The organism is Bacillus sp. FF-1, from assembly GCF_028548245.1.
GTDB lineage: Bacteria > Bacillota > Bacilli > Bacillales > Bacillaceae_G > Bacillus_A > Bacillus_A paranthracis.
Genome location: NZ_JAQQGG010000011.1, coordinates 62,103 through 81,652 on the forward strand (window position 1 = coordinate 62,103; position 19,550 = coordinate 81,652).

A 19,550-nucleotide genomic window follows, 5' to 3' on the forward strand; every position below is an offset into this window, starting at 1 on the left:
AAATACGTGAATAGCCGCATCTAAAAAACAAACGGACTCTCTATTGTATTTACTTCTCGATAATTACAACATAGGCAAAACTGTATCCATTTTGGATAATCATTATAAAGCGCTCTAAATGAGCGTTTCTTACAACTTGGACATATTGAAACTATATTTTCTTCATTCTCTTCCTGACTTTTCAATTTTTCAAAAGAAACATTAGTAGATGCTATACTAGTGGTACACAATATATATCCCCCTTTTGAGTCTTGAAATTTCAAAAACAAATAAAAAAGGACACACCTATGGCATATGTATGCGTAGGTGTGTCCTTTTGCAAGATAGTTTTAGAAGTATTTTGTTACTTTTATCATATCATAGTTCTAATTAATTTTATATATGAAATTTAAGATTTTGCGATATTATTTCTTCTTCTCATATATAAACGAGACTCTCTTCTGTGAAGAGTCATATGTTAATTTCGCATCGAATGATTTTCCTGTTTTTTTCGATATAAATCCTTTTATTGTATCCGTCATATTCTTTTCTAATAATTTTTTTATTTGACTAGCTGTAATTCTTTTTTCAAGTATCATTCCTGAAACAATGAAATCACAGCCCTTCTTGTATTGTTCGCATAGATAGTTTGTTTTCCCTATTATGACTCTACTCTGGCATAATGGACATTTACCTACTGTACGATCATCTGTAGTTGGAAATTCAAAACAAATACTAAGATCCGGGTTTAATCGAATCGCAGCTGTGAATTCTCCTTTTCCCCCACTAAAACCACTAATGAAGTCTGTTACATTGTTATTAACTAGCTTTTTAATCTGGCTATCGGATAATTTCTTGCCTTTAATTTTAGCCGGCAACATAAAATCGCATCCGTTTTGATATTCTGAGCACCCAAAAAACGTTTTACGGTTTAGGATTTGTCCTTTTTGACACTTTGGACACTGACCTAGCGATAATTCTTCAACTGAAGGTAGATTAAAGCTGACTTCACCGTTAACAAATGCTAGATAAGCAGAAAACTCTTTGCCATTAGATTTAAAACCTTTTATAATGTCCGTTTTATTTTCTTCAAACAGTTTTTTAATTTGTGCTGCAGGAATTGTTTTTTCTTTTATTCTTTTGGGTAATCCAATGTTACAGTTTGGATGATTGCTACACCCGAAAAATTTCCCTCTATCTAAAATTATTCCATTTCCACAAGGACATTGGCAGACTTCTATTTGTTGCTTCCAGGTCTCTATTAGGTTGTGCGAAACCGTGTCAGGTATTCTTATAATCTCTTGTGTTATTTTTTGTACAAATGTATTTGTTTGGGCAATGAAGTCCTCATAACTCATTTCATTTTTTTCAATACGGTGTATCATTCCTTCCATTTCAGCTGTGTATAGTGGATCTTTAATTTGCTGAACAGGAAATTGTTCAATAAAGGCACGGCCAATTGGAGTCGTAGTAATTTTCCCTTTTTCAATGGCTATATAGTTCTTCTCATGTAAAGCTGGAATAAAGGTTGCTTCGGTTGCAACGGTTCCAATTCTTTTCCCCTTCATTAATTCCTTTAAATGTTCATCGTCAATTTTCCGTCCTGCTGTTTCCATGAAAGTCAGAATTGAGCTTTCTGTGTGTAGAGCTGGTTTCTTTGTTTTGGATTCCTGTAACTCAAAATCGCAAATTTGAAGTTCCTGTCCTTTCTGCATGATAGGAATTTTAAATACTTCCACACTTTCTTCCTCTATTTCCTCTTGAAACACTTCTAGAAACCCTTTTTCTCGAAGTACACTTTCTTTTGTTTGATAGTTATTTCCCATCGCGTCAATAAGCGATACTTCTCTTACCAGGTATACTGCAGGACGCATGAAATTACCCACAAAACGTTTTACCACGAGGCTATATAGTTGTTTTTCAATCTCTGGACGACCTTCCTCTTGATATTGTTTAGTCGTCGGTATAATAGCAAAATGGCTTGATACAAGCTCATCATTGAACGTTTTATGTTTCACATCAATTGCTTCAATGTCGACGGATTGTACCAGTAAAGAATACTGACTCTTAGCTAGTGCCTGCATAACACCTTTTACACGGTCCACTTGTTCTGTAGGTAAATGCCTAGAAGATGAGCGAGGGTAGGTTATGAAACCTTCTTCATACAAAGTTTGAATGTGTTTTCTGGAAGTTTCAGCATTAATTTGTAATTGCGCATGAGCATCTTTATACAGGTCTGTTAAGTTATATAGTAATTTAGGATTCTTCTTCCTGGTTCCCTCTTTAAACTCTTCTACTACAAGATATTGTCCTTTTAAATCTTCTCCTAAACTTCTTAATGGCGATGGGTTTAACACTTGGTCTTCTGTTTTCATAACCGGTTTAAGTCCTAAATCTGTTATTAGCTGCAGATGATAATAAGATTGTTCTTTATAGTTTTCAATTGCTAATTCGCGTTGGCGTATCTCATTTAATAAACACATTTGTACACGGCCGGATGACAATAAGAACTTATTTTGTGCTAATTTTGTGGTACATCCCCTGGTTATATTCATCCCTAATAGATAATCCAGATACTGCCTTGCTTTAGCAGAATACGCGAGTCCATCGTATTTAGACGCACTTTCTAATCGATTGAGAGCTGTCTCTAATTCTGCCGCTTCAAAAGAGGATTTATATACACGAGATTGCTTTTTATTCACACCTGCAAATTCATATACTTCCCTATAAATTAACTCTCCCTCGCGGTCCGCGTCACAAATGTTCACCGCATGGTCAACATCAGGGCGTTGCAGCAGTTTAACAAGGATTTGTAATTGTTCAGCATTCTCTTGTTTCACCTTATAAGCTGGCTCATAAATTAAAGGTAAGTGTTCTAAACTAAACACTTTGTACTTTGGATCCATCTCTTCTGGATTTTTTAATTCCAGCAGATGCCCACGGCACCAACTGACAATATAATGTTCATTTTCATAATAACCATAATAAGGTTTGCTACCAATGTACTTTTGTGAGTGACGGAATCGTGGCGATTTCATAATTTCATTGGCCACTTTTGGTTTTTCGGCAATAAATAATGTTTTCCCCATAACTTTTTCCTCCTTAAGCAAAAAAAGGACACACCTACGCTATGGTTATGCGTAGGTGTGTCCTTTTGCAATATGATTTTTTCAGTATTGGATTACTTATATAATAACATTTACTCTATTTATATACAAATCGAATCAATGTTCAATGAGACTCCTAAATATCTATCAGGTTGTTTAAACTTCGCAATGATTTTGTGAAGTGCCGAGCATTTCCCCAATTTCAATACATCTATTGTTATGTTTTAACCCCGATAATAGATAGATGATTAATAACGAATATTGCGACAATCCCTTGTATATCAACAATATCCTGCTTTTTTACCAGCAAATTAATGTATTATGTAACGGTCTTTGTGTTACACCCTTCAAAGCATTCAGGATGCCTTTGTATCAATGTTTTTTAACATTCGATACTACCTTATGGAGCGTATACACCTGGTAAATTTACCGTGTATCACTTCTCCATTTATGGCGTGGAAATCCGCCGAAAATTTAATAATTCACACTCCTGCACCCAGGGTTTCTTAATGATTTGTTATCTTTTTAAATACATCTATTAGTTTGTTAAACCCTAAATAGAGGGTCCTAACCGACTTATTAATAAGTATTTCAATACATCTATTATTATGTTTTACCTACCAGGTTCCTCCTTTTATATAAAAAGAGGACGCATTTCAATACATCTATTATTATGTTTTTCCTAAGATTCCTACTCATATGGTTACTTGGCTGTCCGCATTTCAATACATCTATTGTTATGTTTTATCTCGATAATATATGGATGATTAACAATAAATATTGCGACAATCCCTTATATATCAACAATATCCTGCTTTTTTATCCGCAAATTAATGTATTATGTAACGGTCTTTGTGTTACATCCTTCAAAGCATTCAGAATGCCTATGTATCAATGTTTTTTAACATTCGATACTACCTTACGGGGCGTTGACACTTGGTAAATTTACCGTGTATCACTTCTCCATTTATGGCGTGGAAATCCGCCAAACTACTTCCTACTACATTATTTAATTAATATTTTCCATCTGCTCTATATACTGTTCTTTATATTTTGTTAAATTTAATTTTTCTTGTAACTTCAATTGTTTTTGTATTACCTTCTCAATATTGTACACAGAAATGTTTTTGGCAGCATTGTAGTCTGCATGAACTTTAAAACTACATTGCTGACATTCAAAGGTAGATTGATTTTGCCGATTATTTTTATGGATATACCCACATTCACTACATCGTTGACTTGTATAGGATGGGTCAATTTTCACCACTTTAATCCCATATTGATTTGCCAGATTCTTGATTTTTTCCTGCAAATCAAAATACGTCCAATTTTTTAGGAATGTTTGTTCTTTACTTATTCCTTGTAAATCCTCTAATTGTATAGTGCCACAATTATATTTTAAGCACTGTTGCACTATATAATTGGCATACTTATGATTCGTAGCATTTCTAAACTTGGCTATTTTATCATTTAGTACTTCAATTGGTTTAATTCGTTTTTTACGGCCTTTCCCTATCCTATTTCCACTACAATACTTACCTTGGCGTAATAAACTTATACGTCTATGCTCAATTTTTTTTCGAAAAGCCTCAATTTCTTCACCACTAATTGCCCCTCTTACCAAACCTTTATTAAACGCAAAATAGAGAACATTTATTTTCCCCATATCTATGCCCATAATTAAATCTTCATCAAATTTAAGTTCTTCTTTTATATTTGACTTATAAGTAATAGATAAATACCATTTCTTTTTATGTTTATGGAGCATGCAAGCGCCTTTGGCATATGTACTATCAATTATTCTATCTAAAATTACCTTCATACTATTTTGTTTTCTTGTCGATAATTTCACTAAAATTTTACCATTGGGTAAATCGTTTTCTTTTATAAATTTTGATGAAAAAAGAGATACGCTTGCGATATAATCACCACTCTTTTCTTTTATTATCTGAATAGAGTTTCCATGAATATCAATTGGTAAATTGTTTCGGAATGAAGGAATGGACATCTCACCACTCCAAATTTCTTTTTTTCTACTATTCCAGGTCTTAATTGTCTTCTGTAGAGTAGTGGACATATTGGCTTTATTAATATCTTGATATTCTTCTTTTAACTGATCATAAATATATCCACTTATGGTTTTTTGAGTACACCCATATAATTGTTGGGCACTTGGATATTGGCCAGTATCCTTAAAGTGCTTCAATGATTGATTATCATATTCCCACAATTTTTGTATAGTTCTATTCCCAATAGTTCTAAAATGATATGAAAGTGTACGTAAATATATTTCAAACGTCTTCCATTCTATATTTACAGGACAGACTATTTGGTATTTCATTACTTTTACAGCTATGCTCAAATATGTCACCTCACCGTTATATTAATCAATACATCAATATAACCGTTTTATTAAAAAATATACTCTGTTTAGCTTTTATCCTTATTTGTGCTGCATTAAAATATATACTAAAATGTAGTACCCTGTCCCACTCGTAACGGAACTAATGTTTTAATATTTAAAGAAAAGACGATTGTTTATCATAAATGTAAGGATATTATTCTAATTCGAAAAAAATTTGCCATATAAATATCCATTCGACAATATATTACATTTTATAAATGTATATTGTGTTATGATATCGAAGGATTTATCTACAGTAGGAGGAACGCATAAATATGTTAAAAAAATTATCAGTATTTCTTATTGGTACTTTGCTATTATTTGGTTTAGCAGCCTGTGATAGCATCAAATCGGTGGCTAGCGATGTTACAGTAGGAAAAGTAATTGAAGAATTTAAGACTGCAGGACTTGAAGCAGAACAGCCTAGTGATCTACCGGAAAAAGAATTTGGGAATACTAGAAAAGATGCGAAACGCATTCTTGTACCAGCACTAGGAGAAGATAGTGGTGGTAGAATATTTGAGTTTAAAAACAAACAAGATCTTGAACAAGCGAAAAAGTACTATGACGATTTAGGTAACGGTAATCAAATGTTATTCTCTCATACTTACGCAAAAGGTAATTTTCTTTTACAAATGAATGGTGACATGGAAGATGCCCAATTTAACAAATATAAAGAAGTAATGGACAAAATAATTAAGTAAGTTAAGGAATCCGCTTTCATTTTTCAGAAAATATGATATGATTATATTTGGATGGTAGCTCGTATAAATCTTATTAAATTTAAAGTGGTTATCAAGTCGAAGAAAAGGCACTCAAATGAGTGTCTTTTCTTATGGACAAAGTAATATAAATTATATTATAAATATATAGTAATTATAAGTAAATGGGGTGTATATCATAATTAATTTCGAGCCATTAAGTCCAGTTATGAATGACATAGCAATCAAACTTGCCATGGTACTATTTATACCGTTATTCCTAGCATTAATTGTCAAAGTTATACTTATGAAATTTATGAAAGAGTCGATTGCTGGCAGAATTGCAAGTCTATCTCTATTATTTTTCATGTACTATGTATTTATATTTGTTGCAGGATAAACAGGTATCTTAGGGTGTCTGTTCCTTTTAAAAGTTAGAATCAAAGTGATTTTATAATTTCATTGGCCATTTTTGGTTTTTCTGCAATAAATAACGTTTTCCCCATACCTTTTTCCTCCTTAAACAAAAAAGGACACACCTACGCTATGGTTATGCGTAGGTGTGTCCTTTTGCAATATGATTTTTAAGTATTGGATTACTTTATATGATAACATTCCCTCTATTTATATACAAATAGAATTAAGATTCAACGGAACTCTTTAACATCTATTGTTACGTTTAACTTCCGATAATATAAGAACAATTAGCATTAAATATTGTGAAAATTCCTTAGAAAACAACAATATCTTGCCTTCCAACCAGTAAACTAATACACCGGTCTTTAAGTTACATCCTTCAAGGCATTTTCAATACTCACATATCAATAATTTTTACACCTGACATTATCTTGTAAAAGATTAGCATCTAGTGAAATTAATTGGTGTAATTTTCCATTTATGATGTGGAAATCCACCAAACTATCCCCTACTAACTTAATATTTTATTAGATTTAATTTCTCTTGTAGTAAACTATAAAATATAAATATAGCAGTTTACATTATACTTTAATATAAATGCCGTTGATTCTCTACAAATCATTAGATGACATCAAGTTTACTTGTTTATGTTAATCATACATCATTTCTACAATAATGGTTATCAGTATATCTAAGCTTTAGATGCCTATTATAATTTCTCTGTAGCTCTTTGTATCAAAAGCTCATTACTGAATCTGAAAACTTGCATTCTTGTTTATAAATCTAATTTTCTTTATCAGGTCTTCTAAATATAAAAGTTTTGTGTATCCTTGTAATTCAGTTGAAATTAGTAGCCTTGCAATAGAGCACCTATAAAAAGTATTTATAGTAACAGCAAATAGTAACAATAATACCTACTACAGCAAATAGTATACTCCCTAAACTGAATGTAGAAATTTTCATTTGAAATGTTTTGATTTCACCTATCTCTACTCCCGCATTAAAATACTTATCAGTAACTTTAGCAATATTCTCTTGATAATTAACAAAATAAGGTACTAACCAAATATAACACAAGAGGACGAGGCTTCCTATAAATAGTGCATCAATAAATGGAACACTCCAATTTAATGAAACAATAAATATTATAGTGAGCTCTATTAAAATAACAAACAATATAATTATTATATTTTTAACTTTTTTGGGAAGTGTTTTAAATAAGGTGTCATTTAGAATTTTTTCTATTTTAACCCATAAAATACTGAGTAACAAAATCAAGCCTAATAATATAAAACTTACTAAAATTTTAAATACAGCAAAGATAAAAATATACATAATCACACCTCAAAAAGTTAAACATGTTATTTTATTAAATATTTGAGTTTTTGTTCGGTATCGCTCAGAACTCATTTTTGCTTTATTTCTTTATAATTATTATTTGCTACATAGTTCAAGTTTTTTATGTTCTTAAACACTTTTTGTAAAGAAGTTATAATTTAATGCTATTAAAGAAGTTTTCAAAACTTACGTAATACTATAAATAAGAAAGTTTATGGAGCTAATCCAAAATAATCTTTATAAAACACCAGAAACCGTAAATGTTTATATTGCATATATAACTTAACAATATTTGACGTGAATTTGTACATTCGGAACCACTTTTAATTGCTAGAGTTTAGAATTAACTTGGAGGAAGTTGTTTTATTAACGATGTAAGATATTGTTTCCCAAAATTCTTTTTCTAATAAGTATATATCCTCTAAGCACTTTTGAATTTCAATTAAATTTTTTCTTTCTTTAGTTCGGCCTGTAACAAAGAATTTTCTACCAAGTAATTTGTACAACTTATTGATTTTTTGCATTTTATTAATACAGGAATACTGCTCAATTTCTTTGAAATACGAAGAAGCTTCTATTAAAAATTCTGTATATAACTTTCTAAATCCACTTCCCCCACTTCCAATTTTCTCAATCATCATATAAGTATGGAGGCAACATTCTTCCCATTCTGGTAATTCAGTCCAATAAGGTATTTCAGCTGAAAGTTTTTTAATGTTCAGAATTCCATAATTATCATTTTGATTTTGAAGCATATCATTAGCATTTTTCCACATACCTTTCAGCATGGCTTCACGAATATCTTCGATAACAAACGGATACACAGGTGCCCAAACATTTTTACGATCATATGGCACTTTCGCTTGATTAATTGCTTTTTTTAAATCTATTAGGCTTAATGAAAAATATTCACTAGATATAAAGTCAGATACAAGGAAAGTCTTCTTTCTTATATCAAAACCTAAAATAGTAAACGTATGTCCAGCGACATTTCTTCCTCCTTTAGTTCCATAAAAATCCAAATAACCAGTTTCCGAAATTACTAATATAGGGATATCATTTTCTAAAAAACTAATTATTTTATCTACGTTCAGTACTTCACCACTATACCACTTAAAATTATGATTAATAGCATTAAAAAAATTATTTTCAAAATAGGGTGTACGAGTAATTAATAACCTTGGATAGTTATTTGCAAAACTAAAATAACTAAAAAACAAACCGCTCCCAATCCCAAAAATCATAGCCTCACTTAAAGGCTGCTTATAATACATCATAATTTCTTGAATAGCAGTAGAAGAACAATGTTTTCCAACTAAAGAAGGAAAATCAGAAATTATGTGTGTGTTCACTTATACTTCCCTCCCGTACAAATTTTTCTTGTTCCAGGCTAATCACATTATCTTCTAGCGCTGGATTTGCAAAATGATCTACAACAATAATTGTTATATGTTCTTTCAAACTGTTCATTACATTTTTGATCTCGTATCTAATTTCAGAATCTAAATTGGAAAAAGCTTCATCCAGAATTAATATTTCCGGATAACTTTTCAAGACGCTAATAATAGATAATAGTTGTTTTTTTCCCCCAGATAATTCTGAAATAGTTTTACTAGGTTCTAATAAAGAAACTAGTACTTTCACATATTTATCAATTATGATTTTTTTCTCAGGGTTTATAAGCTTGTTATAATTATTTTCTTCAATTAAGTTTAATTGATCGGTAACATTTTCTGCAATAAATTCAGGCTCTTGAAATGCAACACTAATGTTTTTTCTTAACATTTCAATATCATATCTTGTTACTTCATAACTATCTATATAGATTCCACTAGATTTTATAAATTGAATTAAAGATAAAATTAGCGTTGATTTTCCAGATGCATTTCTTCCCACTAAATAATTAATTTTTCCTCTTACAATCTCACCTGTAAAATTACTAACAATATTTTTATTCCCTAGCTTTACTTGTGCATTTTTAAAAAGCACATTACCTTGCATATTTTTTTCTAACTTAACATGATTTTTTTCTTCCAAGTCCAAACATAGTAATTCATGCACTCTTTTTATAGAAATTACACTAATCTTAAAATCAATAAACAATGACATAATTCTTTGAATTGGTGAGAAAAAATTCATAGTATAAACTAAAAATGCAGACAAGGCCCCAATGCTTAAAGTGTTATTCTTCACCTCTGAAAACCCAATTATTGCAATTAAACCAATTAATAGACAAAATAGAATAGTCATTGTAATATTCATAACTGCAACTAATTTAGCATTCTTGGATTGAGTTTGAGAAATTTTAACGACCCTATCGTTATATTGTTGATCAAAACCATTTTTTCTTACATATATTTTATAATTTTTAAAATTAAGTTGAATTTTCTCTATTACATTTGATAAATAATCTCGATGTTCTATCAGTTGCATATTGATTATATTAAGTTTGCTATTAAATAGATAAAACACACCATAATATATTGGTAAAATCATCAAAATAATTAAAGTTAATTTTAGGTTAAGAGCCATTAAAATTAAGAAGGTACTTATAAATACCAAACACTGCACGATTAGGTCAAATATTATAGAATTAAGAATTCCTTGACACTGTGGAACATCATATGTAATAATCTGCGTAAGATTTTTGTTTTCAAGATTTATAAATCTAAAATAATCCGATCGTTTTAATGTTTCATTTATCTTCTTTCTTAATACTAAATTACTGTCAATTACAACTTGATTATCTAAAATTACAGCATAATATTTTATTATTAATTGAACAATTATGATAGAAATAAAGATCCAGCCATATTTTATTGCAAACCCATACAAATTACTAATTGTAACATTATCAATAATATATTTTAAAATAAGTGGGAAAGCGATTTCATTTAAAGCAAGAAAGCAGGAAAATAAGAACAATATGATAAGTTTATATTTTTGCTTCTTATACAGATTTACGAGAAACTTCCATAGCACTTTATTCTTCACTTCCTGTTTCCTCATTTTCATAATATAAATCACTATATTTAGTCCCCATTATTATTGGGGTAGGGTATTTTATTCCTCCGAAAACATGCGAAAGTAACACAAATTCGTTTTCTCCATCAATTTCTAAAAAATCATTTACTTTATTTTCATATATTCCAAAAATTGCTCTAATACCTAAGTGTTGTGCACTGCTTAATAAATAAAGATTTTGAGAAAGATGCCCCATATCTAAATGTATTAATTTATAACCCCTATCTTCATATTTACTACTTGTTTGATCAAGATTTGCAACATGAAACATAATAAAAGAAGCGGAATGAATATGTGTATTATCAACATATAGATTATTAATAACTTCTCTAAAATTTCCTTTTCTAATCATTTCTAAGGTACTTTCTTCCTTATTATAATAATATATACCTTGTTCTAAATTTTCGACGTTAAAAATCGCTATATAAATACTTATAGGATATTTCCCCCCTGCAGATGGGGTAGCATTATGCTGTTGATTAACATATCCATATGAAAAATGAAGCAAGTTTGAAAGTGTTTTAAAACCAATTCTTGTGCGGATTTCTAATTCTGCAACAGATTGCCTACTATTTAAAACTTGATAAAATTCTTGCTTAATCATAGTCTTATCTATACAAAGAGGAATGCTTTTAATACAATAATGTTGTTTTTTTATTTTTGTGGAATAGTCATATACTTTATGCTTTGAAATCCCAAATGAGCTCATGGGGGTTGCTCGAGTATTGCAATCATACATTCTGGATAATATATACTGCTTTGTATGATCTTCAAATTTATTCACAACAATTACCTCCTCTTTTTATATATTCTTTACGGGAATGGATGTGGATTCTTATTAAAAGTTTTCGCTGGAACATATCCCATATTATTGGGGGCATCTATTAATCTATTGCAACCTAACATAGGTAAAGTTATTTCCAGAAAAGCCAACTCTGGCATTAACACTCTATATACATATAAACCTAAAGAATTTATATCTTCTGTAGTTAAATCATATGAATAAAGATTTAACTCCATCTTATCGAGATTTTCTTTTAGTTCTTCAAAATTATTAACTTTCGAATAATTATTAAATGGCTTTTCAGAATTCGAAATCAAGAAATCAAAAGCTTCTTTATCGTTTCCTGCTGCATAATAAAGCATATGATCCTTGATACTCCTTATATTTTTCACGTTTTTAATATCCGAAAATTCCGCCATTTCAAGGTTAGGATCAGCTAATAAATTTAGACTTGCTAACGTTTCCATTAGAGCTCCTTTTAACGCTATAATAGGTTCATAATGTGCTTTTGCCCCTACCTGTATATAAGGGTAATTATTATAGAGATTTCTTATTAAGACAAAATATGTAGGAACTTTGATATCTGTTGTTATCTCAAAGAAGAAAACTTCAAAACCTTTTTCATTTGCAACGTTCAAATAATACTGCACAGTTTCATCTGGAATCGTCTTAGAATCTATTAATGGAACTGTCAATTGGTTCAACCATGTAATCATAATTGCGTCTCTTTCTATACATTCTAATGCTGCGTTTTCTATCGCTTGTAACCTTGTAGAACCTGTTGCTAAACCAGTAGAAATTGAATCTCTTATATGCGGAAGTAAGAACTCTTTATCAACATCAAAATACATTGTGTTAGCAGGAACTAGTATTTTTTTATTATGGATTTCATCCATTGCTTCAACCCAATAAAATATGGTTTCACCATCAATTTCTTTACAAGTATGATATGTTTCTTGATATTGTTCATTCAACGGCTGTGTAATTGATAGTGGATTCAAAGCATGAACGTTTTTTTTTACTAAAGAGTTAAATGAATCCTTTATTAAAACCTCTGAATTTAGGTAACATGAACAATAACGCTCAAGTGCCTCACCCACAGCTGATATTAATGCCGATTCAGGACAGTCATAACTATATCCTAATCCGCTATAATCCCCACGAATTTTTACTCCCTCACTAACATCAACTAATTCATTTCTAAATGCAAAATAAATGTGCATTGGAAATGGCAGTTTGAAATCCATCTTATTCTTTACATGATGTATAATTCCAGTATTTTTATTTATAATATATTCTAAAGCATTCTGCATTCCCATAATTTTTACTCCTAACTATTTAATACAAAATCTTTGATTATATTTTTATTAAAAGTTCCACATTTAGAACATCCTGGAACTTTTAATACGGGGTTTAAATTCGAATTTAAGCTAAATACATTATAGGTAAATTCTTTTCCAATTATTTCGCAAGTCATACAATTAGAGAAATATTTCATAATAAAACTTAATATTTGAAAACTAAACATCTCTATTGTCCCTGGAATTAAACTAATATGAGTTTCATTCCATTCACTATTATATCTCTTCAGATATTTATAGCTTAGGTAAGAATTTTCGCAATTCGTAATTTTCCTACTCAAAAAACAATTATAACAACTAGTTTCACTAAATATAAATATTGGACCAATACTATAATATTGCTCTTGTACTAAAGCTCTTAAAAATGGGATTCCATAAGATTTAGATAATTCATTTGCTTCACTAAATAAGTCCTCATTTTCAAAAAAGTCGACTGCTATTATTAGACTTGCATTTTGAATTTGACTCATTTCTAAAAATGAAAATTTGGTACCAAAAGCTTTCTTTAAATTCTCCTGTAATTCTCTATTTCCCATTAATACTATTTTTTTTGTATGAGTAACTTCTATATCTCCAAAAGCACTGGATACAGAACCTGTTAAATTTGAGATGAACTTTTCATATCTTTGCAAATCTTTATCCATAAATTTATATTTTTCAAGCATATCATAATTCTTTATAATGTTATTTTCATCTAGCACTTTAATTATTTCGCAAAGATATTCGATAGGTAATTCCAATTTCTTCGCTAATTGTTCTGTGCTTAATTCACCAGATAGTAACGGAATTAAATCAAGTATATCCTCAACAGAATCTCCATTAAGGGTTATATATGTATCTCTATTAAAAAAAACTATTTCTTCACTCTCTTCTTTCACAAAACAATAGCTATCTAGTATGGGTTTATAATTAAGAATTAGATGATCCATTATTCCCCTCCTATATTAGTGCTTAGGTACACGGTTTCATTAATCTAAGAGAATTTTAAAGAAAAAGGGAGGGAATCCTCCCTTTTTCTAATTGTTATCCAGAACATTTTTTCCATATGTCTTTGCCAATTGTTCCTGGTTTAGGACCCAAACAAGAAGTCGAACCACCACATCCTGCTCCTGCACAACCGGGATCATGGTTTTTTACATAATTAATTTTTCCAGACTCAGTTAATTTAATATCTAGAATTTTTTTCTGTTCCACATATATCAACTCCTTTCCTGTATAATGATAACGCCTAGGCATTTTCCAATATAGCCCAATTTTAGGGGTAAATCAACAGAAAAATAAAATTTTTTTGTTTTATATTAATATTCAGAATAATATATTGACAATGCATTAAAAAAAAAGTAATATGAAACTTCACGTTAAGTAATAAAATTCACATTAAATTTCAATAGTCTCATATTAAGGATAATTACTTTGATTACGCTAAATTAAAATTAAGTTCTTCTAAAAAAATATTTTTAAATCATTGAATTCAAAATACTCTTTATAATAAAATCAAATAAGGAGAGGACATATATGACTTCTAAAAAAAAAATCACTTGGTTACAAGTGTTTTTTATACTGATTACTTCATCTATTATAGTGATTACTACTACATTGGTAAGAAACCTAGGAAATGAAAATATTATAACATGGTTTAACTTTGAAATTTCTTTGTATTCTATTATAGTAACATTCTTATTTTTATATAGTGCATCCTATCATTATTTAAAGGGTGAGTGGAACTTATTTGCTCTTTTAAAGTGGAAAAACTATATTTTATTTTTCACAGCGATTATACTACAATTTATAATTTCCGCCTGGCTATTAAATATCCCCCTTCTTAGTACCTGGAAACTGCTTACTAGTCCCACGGCTTATTATTTTGAAGCTACATGGGCACAAAAAACTTTATTCATTATAGGAATGACTCTATTAACCGCAATAGCTGAAGAAGCTATATTTAGAGGGATTATCTTTAATAAATTACTTGAAAAATTCAATCTTTTCATTAGTATGTGTCTATCTGCTGCACTTTTTTCAATTTTACACCTTCCAATAACATTTACCGATGCATTCATTGCTTTTCTGCTTGGAATTTTAGCTACATCTTTATATCGCTTTACTAGGTCACTTTCTATACCAATTATTTTTCATAGTATTTGGAATTTATTTATCATCTTTTACAGTAACTATTTGTAATAGAATAAATAGTTCCGTTGTAAAAGTGGTTATTAGGAACATAGAATAGCCAATTTTTCACATTTCCATCTTATAAAACTAAGACAAACAATTTATGAATAACTATCTTCTTTTTTCGAACAGACTTGTTTGGTAAAACACTTTATCCTTTTTCATTAAGTTGATTAATTTTACAACTTTAATCAACTACTTCACTAGGCCATTATATTGATTATTACATTAACATAGTCGATTCATTAAAAATTATAATAAACAAAAAAGGCATCTCTACTGATGCCTTTACTTTTTCACCACTATATATAATATAATAATAAATTCACTTATTTTTCTTTCTCACCAAATCTTTTGGATCCCCTTTTAATTTGTAATACTTCATGTTAAGACGAATAGATACTACAGAGATTACAATGAACCCTATTACATATAACATTATTCCTTTCTCCATTTCTTATTGTTTTGCAAACTTATTGTGTAAATACTTCACATGTTTCTTTTCGATATCCTTATCCATAATGTCCGCTCGCAATATTGTTTGGTAGATGTGCTGGACCTCATCATTTGTTAGTTGCGTTTCAGTATATGATTCAATACATTTTTGTAGATCGTTATAATACAGGACATGTTTATCTTTAGATTGAACATTTACTCTTTTTAGACTGCATTTTGGATGGAACGCTACAATAGAGATACACGGCAGCTGTTGTTCTATTAACCATTCAATTGCTTTTATATGTTTATAGTTTTGTCGAAATGGATTTTGAAAAGAGGATTTTTTTCTAAAAATACCCTGTGTCCACCTTGCAGATTTCTCATTTCCATAGATCCATCCCTCGTAGTTCTTCGTCTCTATAACAAATACACCGGTTTCCGCGATAACAATATGATCAATTTGCGTTGTATCACCATACTCCGTATGAACCGTAACATCATGTAACACATAGTAACTTTTTGGATCCAATTTACTTAATATACGTTTTACTAATTTTTCTCCCGCTTTCCCTTTCCATTTTGGGACATGTTTTTTTACAACAATATTCAACGGAATCAGAATCGCAATGAGAACTAATTCAAATATTAATACTTTCATAATAGCCCCCCCTTTTTTACACCCTTGCGTTTCTGCGCATTAAACGATATACATGCGTTTCTAATCCTAAAATAAAATATGAGATACATAGGCCTTTTATCACCATCTCTACGAATCCTAATGCTAATGAAACAAGGAGCCCACCTCGAAACTGAAAAGGTCTGGTCACCCTTCTATTTACTGGTTTTTCAATGACGCCAAAGTTAGCCCAGGTAGGCAAACGTTTTTCCACATTTTTCACGGTACCCATTAATCCGTATTTTAACGATAGAATGAAACATCCGATTAATAAATAAACAACAGAAGAAAAATAGATAGATAAGCCTATTACGATGCATGTCAGTAACCAGCCTATTAATATAGAATTTCGCAAAGCAATATATTCTCGATTTCTTTTCAAAACAAACATTCCTTTCAAAATAAATTAGGGTATTTTTAAATGGAAAATATTTACATTTAAAAATAAGCATGATATGATACGTCTATATTAAATTTTGAAATAGCCTATAAAGGATTGTGATAGATATGTTAAAACTTGTAGTAGATAATACCGTAACAGAACCAGAACCAAAAACAGATTCAGCTTTTTCAAACTACTTCACCTGCAAAGACTGCGTATATTATCTTTCAAAATCAGATTCTTGCAGTCTACAATTAGCAGCTGATTCAAATAGTCCCCTTATTCCTTATGAGTGTGGGAATTTTGAGGAAACCTATGAAATCGGAACGGAAGATCCATTGAATTCACATATTCATCAACGACTTCGTGAAGAAAAAGCACAAATACTAGATGAAAGCTATCCAGCACAACCTGCTATCGATCCAATCCATAAAGACGCAATATGGTATGGGTCAGTAAACTATGGTTGTTGGATTATAAATGATTCAAAGAAACGTTTTGTACTTGCAGAACAGGTACCTTTCGGTGATAATAATATGTCATCTAAAAAATACGCATCTCCTTTTCCTTTACATGACCATGATGCAAAAGAAGGTATCCGGCACTATATGTGTTGGTACGTAAATGAAAAAGGAATTGGCGAATACCATCTTCTTATTGGTGGTGTCATCATGAAAATTGCAGAAGGAGTTAAGAAACTTGGATTCAATTACTAATCGTATCTACAAGAAAAGAATGTTAGAACATACCATACTATTTAGTTTGGTACAGCTGGTACCACTGCTCGTATCTACCGGTATCATATATATATTGCTAGAACTTACTGATACGGAGTGGAAAACCTGGTTTAGTTATGAAGGAATCTTTGCAACTATTTTTCTTATAACGAGGTTCCAGGTGTTTCAGAATAAAAAAAGTATTATTTCTTTAAATCAACACGAAAAGTGGTTTTCAAAGTTAAATATTTTCTTGGTCTCTATATTTCTAGTATTATTTGCATCCATACCAACTCTATTAAAGATTGCTTTCATTCTACAAATGACTGTTATTCTATTTCTACTAGAGTACCTTTGTTTGTATATTGATCGTTTACCGATACATAATTTATATAGAGTAAAAGAGATCATTTGTGATAAAAAACAACTCAAAATTGAACGAATTATTCCAAACAATGAGGAACACGGTACTCATACAATTAAAACAAGGGATGAGCAATACTTTTTATATACCGCTGTGTATTTGAGCGGCATACTATCGCCAATTTCAGAAGAAGTCTTTGAAGAATATGAAAGAAACAACCTAATGGGTAGATAAAAGGTACTGAATGCAGATTCAGTACCTTTTCTATCTTTACATATGGTTCTTTACATATTAGCAAATAGCCATGGAGCGAGTACGGCTAACATACACAGCAAACAAGATCCCGTTATGACACGATTTGCCCAACGGTAATATTCCGGCTGTTTCGTACTCTCATGAATTCTTCTTAAACGAATACCTGCGATTAACATAAATGGTGTGAAAATAAGTGCTGTTGCTTTAAACAGGTCTAAAAAATCCGTAAAGATGTTCATAAATGAAAATACATCGGAACTAAACAAGAAGTATACACTTAGTCTCATCGACATCATGCTGATAAATGAGAAAATCATACTTCCAGTTGCCCACTTCATCCATTGACCATTCTTTGTAATTAATGCCATAACCATGACAATAACACCCAATACGAATGAAATAGAAAAGATATTGACTCCTACTTTAAAAGCCGGTGCATACAATCCTTCAATCTTTTGTATGATTGATGATCCAAAGGAATCATCTTTCTCTGTTGTTTTCGTTCGATTATTTAGTCCATTTTTAAATGATGACGAAACATCATTTCCTTTTAATTCATTAAAATCTACTTTTACAGAAGCTTGAGCTGCTTGTAAGGGTACAAGTAATAAAATCATTAAAATAAGCGTGCATAAGACTCCTATCATTCCTTTATCTCGTTTCATCACACATCACCCGCTAATTTTGGTTTGATGCTCTTTAATTTGATTTCATTTCCTACTGCTGCATAATAAAGATCTGCTGCATAATAGATATTTGCTTTTGTATATGCCCCCATAATTGCATTTGCAATTTCTTCTTTTTCTACTGCCACATATGTTTCATTTTCATTGTAAAACTCAATTTCAATTCGATTAATATTATTATTTAATACTGTAATATGTAATTCTTTTAAGCTATCTAATCGATTGCCTAATCCACACACTAACTTAAATACTTTATTTGCAATTGTTGGTGGTTTGACATACGTCGTATTAAAATGAATTGTTTCATCATCTATCACACCATCTTCCTCGACTTCACACGTCATGATGAAAGAATGATTTTGTTTTTCAATTTCTTGTTGACTCAACTTGCGATCAATGACATACTTCACGCTTGTTGACAGGTTTTCTATATATTCATCCAGTTCGGTATTTGAAATTTTAACCTCTGAGAATTCCGGAAAAATCATGTAAGCATGTACATTTGAACTACTTTTACTTACACGTAATACCTGGATTTGTTTCTTTTCATAGCGCACCGTTTGTTCTAATTTTTCTACTACGTTGTTGCTTATATGATCGATTGCCATATATTATCACTCCTATTTACTTTGATAAAATAATTCTTCATACACTTCTCATGATTTGATGCTATCTATTTAAAGCATTGTAATATTACGAAGAGTTCTCAATTCTCCTGTTTTAAGACTGTTAATCACCTGAATCTC

General features: G+C 30.4%; 18 protein-coding genes. 5 read left to right on the plus strand and 13 right to left on the minus strand.

Features of this window, described 5'->3' with window-relative positions:
* Positions 1 to 404 precede the first annotated feature (404 nt).
* Together PQF83_RS25660 and PQF83_RS25665 are read right to left on the minus strand one after the other, a co-directional pair.
* On the minus strand, positions 405 to 3,068 hold the full coding sequence (locus tag PQF83_RS25660) for a type IA DNA topoisomerase (RefSeq protein WP_046648653.1): 2,664 nt from the start codon (positions 3,066 to 3,068) through the stop codon (positions 405 to 407).
* A 1,027-nt stretch (positions 3,069 to 4,095) separates the two neighbouring features.
* On the minus strand, positions 4,096 to 5,457 hold the full coding sequence (locus PQF83_RS25665) for an RNA-guided endonuclease TnpB family protein (protein WP_080344570.1): 1,362 nt from the start codon (positions 5,455 to 5,457) through the stop codon (positions 4,096 to 4,098).
* Positions 5,458 to 5,765: 308 nt separating this feature from the next.
* Here PQF83_RS25665 and PQF83_RS25670 point away from each other — a divergent pair, with 308 nt between their 5' ends.
* Together PQF83_RS25670 and PQF83_RS25675 are read left to right on the plus strand one after the other, a co-directional pair.
* Positions 5,766 to 6,194 (plus strand): hypothetical protein, encoded by a 429-nt coding sequence (locus PQF83_RS25670; protein ID WP_046648649.1) that lies wholly within the window; start codon positions 5,766 to 5,768, stop codon positions 6,192 to 6,194.
* A gap of 187 nt (positions 6,195 to 6,381) precedes the next feature.
* On the plus strand, positions 6,382 to 6,591 hold the full coding sequence (locus PQF83_RS25675; protein ID WP_071713415.1) for a hypothetical protein: 210 nt from the start codon (positions 6,382 to 6,384) through the stop codon (positions 6,589 to 6,591).
* Between the two features lie 887 nt (positions 6,592 to 7,478).
* On the opposite strand, the gene PQF83_RS25680 is transcribed toward PQF83_RS25675, so the two are convergent.
* The 7 genes from PQF83_RS25680 to PQF83_RS25710 form a co-directional block, all read right to left on the minus strand.
* Positions 7,479 to 7,943, minus strand: a complete 465-nt coding sequence (locus tag PQF83_RS25680) for a hypothetical protein (RefSeq protein WP_225991071.1) — start codon at positions 7,941 to 7,943, stop codon at positions 7,479 to 7,481.
* 326 nt (positions 7,944 to 8,269) lie between these two features.
* Positions 8,270 to 9,298: a BtrH N-terminal domain-containing protein gene (locus tag PQF83_RS25685; RefSeq protein ID WP_046648648.1), complete on the minus strand. Its 1,029-nt coding sequence runs from the start codon at positions 9,296 to 9,298 to the stop codon at positions 8,270 to 8,272.
* On the minus strand, positions 9,276 to 10,940 hold the full coding sequence (locus tag PQF83_RS25690; RefSeq protein WP_046648680.1) for an ABC transporter transmembrane domain-containing protein: 1,665 nt from the start codon (positions 10,938 to 10,940) through the stop codon (positions 9,276 to 9,278). Before PQF83_RS25690 ends, PQF83_RS25685 begins: the two co-directional genes overlap by 23 nt.
* On the minus strand, positions 10,930 to 11,754 hold the full coding sequence (locus tag PQF83_RS25695; RefSeq protein WP_046648647.1) for a SagB/ThcOx family dehydrogenase: 825 nt from the start codon (positions 11,752 to 11,754) through the stop codon (positions 10,930 to 10,932). Before PQF83_RS25695 ends, PQF83_RS25690 begins: the two co-directional genes overlap by 11 nt.
* A gap of 29 nt (positions 11,755 to 11,783) precedes the next feature.
* Positions 11,784 to 13,073: a YcaO-like family protein gene (locus tag PQF83_RS25700; RefSeq protein ID WP_046648645.1), complete on the minus strand. Its 1,290-nt coding sequence runs from the start codon at positions 13,071 to 13,073 to the stop codon at positions 11,784 to 11,786.
* 11 nt (positions 13,074 to 13,084) lie between these two features.
* Positions 13,085 to 14,044 (minus strand): hypothetical protein, encoded by a 960-nt coding sequence (locus PQF83_RS25705; RefSeq protein WP_046648643.1) that lies wholly within the window; start codon positions 14,042 to 14,044, stop codon positions 13,085 to 13,087.
* Positions 14,045 to 14,138: 94 nt separating this feature from the next.
* Positions 14,139 to 14,309 carry a hypothetical protein gene (locus tag PQF83_RS25710; RefSeq protein ID WP_162837638.1) on the minus strand — a complete coding sequence of 57 codons (171 nt, stop codon included), beginning with the start codon at positions 14,307 to 14,309 and terminating at the stop codon, positions 14,139 to 14,141.
* Positions 14,310 to 14,630: 321 nt separating this feature from the next.
* On the opposite strand from PQF83_RS25710, the gene PQF83_RS25715 reads away from it, so the two are divergent.
* Positions 14,631 to 15,296: a CPBP family intramembrane glutamic endopeptidase gene (locus PQF83_RS25715; protein ID WP_046648641.1), complete on the plus strand. Its 666-nt coding sequence runs from the start codon at positions 14,631 to 14,633 to the stop codon at positions 15,294 to 15,296.
* Between the two features lie 448 nt (positions 15,297 to 15,744).
* Here the strand turns inward: PQF83_RS25715 and PQF83_RS25720 are convergent, their stop codons facing one another.
* Positions 15,745 to 16,383: a nuclease-related domain-containing protein gene (locus PQF83_RS25720; RefSeq protein ID WP_000866032.1), complete on the minus strand. Its 639-nt coding sequence runs from the start codon at positions 16,381 to 16,383 to the stop codon at positions 15,745 to 15,747.
* 16 nt (positions 16,384 to 16,399) lie between these two features.
* On the minus strand, positions 16,400 to 16,783 hold the full coding sequence (locus tag PQF83_RS25725; RefSeq protein WP_071713414.1) for a hypothetical protein: 384 nt from the start codon (positions 16,781 to 16,783) through the stop codon (positions 16,400 to 16,402).
* Between the two features lie 125 nt (positions 16,784 to 16,908).
* Here PQF83_RS25725 and PQF83_RS25730 point away from each other — a divergent pair, with 125 nt between their 5' ends.
* Positions 16,909 to 17,499: a hypothetical protein gene (locus PQF83_RS25730; RefSeq protein ID WP_046648638.1), complete on the plus strand. Its 591-nt coding sequence runs from the start codon at positions 16,909 to 16,911 to the stop codon at positions 17,497 to 17,499.
* A gap of 19 nt (positions 17,500 to 17,518) precedes the next feature.
* Complete coding sequence (locus PQF83_RS25735; protein WP_003305759.1) at positions 17,519 to 18,097, plus strand: hypothetical protein; 579 nt, start codon at positions 17,519 to 17,521, stop codon at positions 18,095 to 18,097.
* Between the two features lie 50 nt (positions 18,098 to 18,147).
* Here the strand turns inward: PQF83_RS25735 and PQF83_RS25740 are convergent, their stop codons facing one another.
* Together PQF83_RS25740 and PQF83_RS25745 are read right to left on the minus strand one after the other, a co-directional pair.
* Positions 18,148 to 18,783, minus strand: a complete 636-nt coding sequence (locus tag PQF83_RS25740; RefSeq protein ID WP_000817512.1) for a hypothetical protein — start codon at positions 18,781 to 18,783, stop codon at positions 18,148 to 18,150.
* Entirely contained in the window at positions 18,783 to 19,412 is a 630-nt protein-coding gene (locus tag PQF83_RS25745) for a hypothetical protein (protein ID WP_046648635.1), read from the minus strand. Before PQF83_RS25745 ends, PQF83_RS25740 begins: the two co-directional genes overlap by 1 nt.
* Between the last annotated feature and the right edge of the window lie 138 nt (positions 19,413 to 19,550).

Coding starts and splice junctions, on each gene's coding strand:
- PQF83_RS25660 (WP_046648653.1), bottom strand. CDS start 3,068: ATGGGGAAAACATTATTTATTGCCGAAAAACCAAAAGTGGCCAATGAA.
- PQF83_RS25670 (WP_046648649.1), top strand. CDS start 5,766: ATGTTAAAAAAATTATCAGTATTTCTTATTGGTACTTTGCTATTATTT.
- PQF83_RS25680 (WP_225991071.1), bottom strand. CDS start 7,943: ATGTATATTTTTATCTTTGCTGTATTTAAAATTTTAGTAAGTTTTATA.
- PQF83_RS25700 (WP_046648645.1), bottom strand. CDS start 13,073: ATGGGAATGCAGAATGCTTTAGAATATATTATAAATAAAAATACTGGA.
- PQF83_RS25705 (WP_046648643.1), bottom strand. CDS start 14,044: ATGGATCATCTAATTCTTAATTATAAACCCATACTAGATAGCTATTGT.
- PQF83_RS25715 (WP_046648641.1), top strand. CDS start 14,631: ATGACTTCTAAAAAAAAAATCACTTGGTTACAAGTGTTTTTTATACTG.
- PQF83_RS25720 (WP_000866032.1), bottom strand. CDS start 16,383: ATGAAAGTATTAATATTTGAATTAGTTCTCATTGCGATTCTGATTCCG.
- PQF83_RS25730 (WP_046648638.1), top strand. CDS start 16,909: ATGTTAAAACTTGTAGTAGATAATACCGTAACAGAACCAGAACCAAAA.
- PQF83_RS25735 (WP_003305759.1), top strand. CDS start 17,519: ATGTTAGAACATACCATACTATTTAGTTTGGTACAGCTGGTACCACTG.
- PQF83_RS25740 (WP_000817512.1), bottom strand. CDS start 18,783: ATGAAACGAGATAAAGGAATGATAGGAGTCTTATGCACGCTTATTTTA.
- PQF83_RS25745 (WP_046648635.1), bottom strand. CDS start 19,412: ATGGCAATCGATCATATAAGCAACAACGTAGTAGAAAAATTAGAACAA.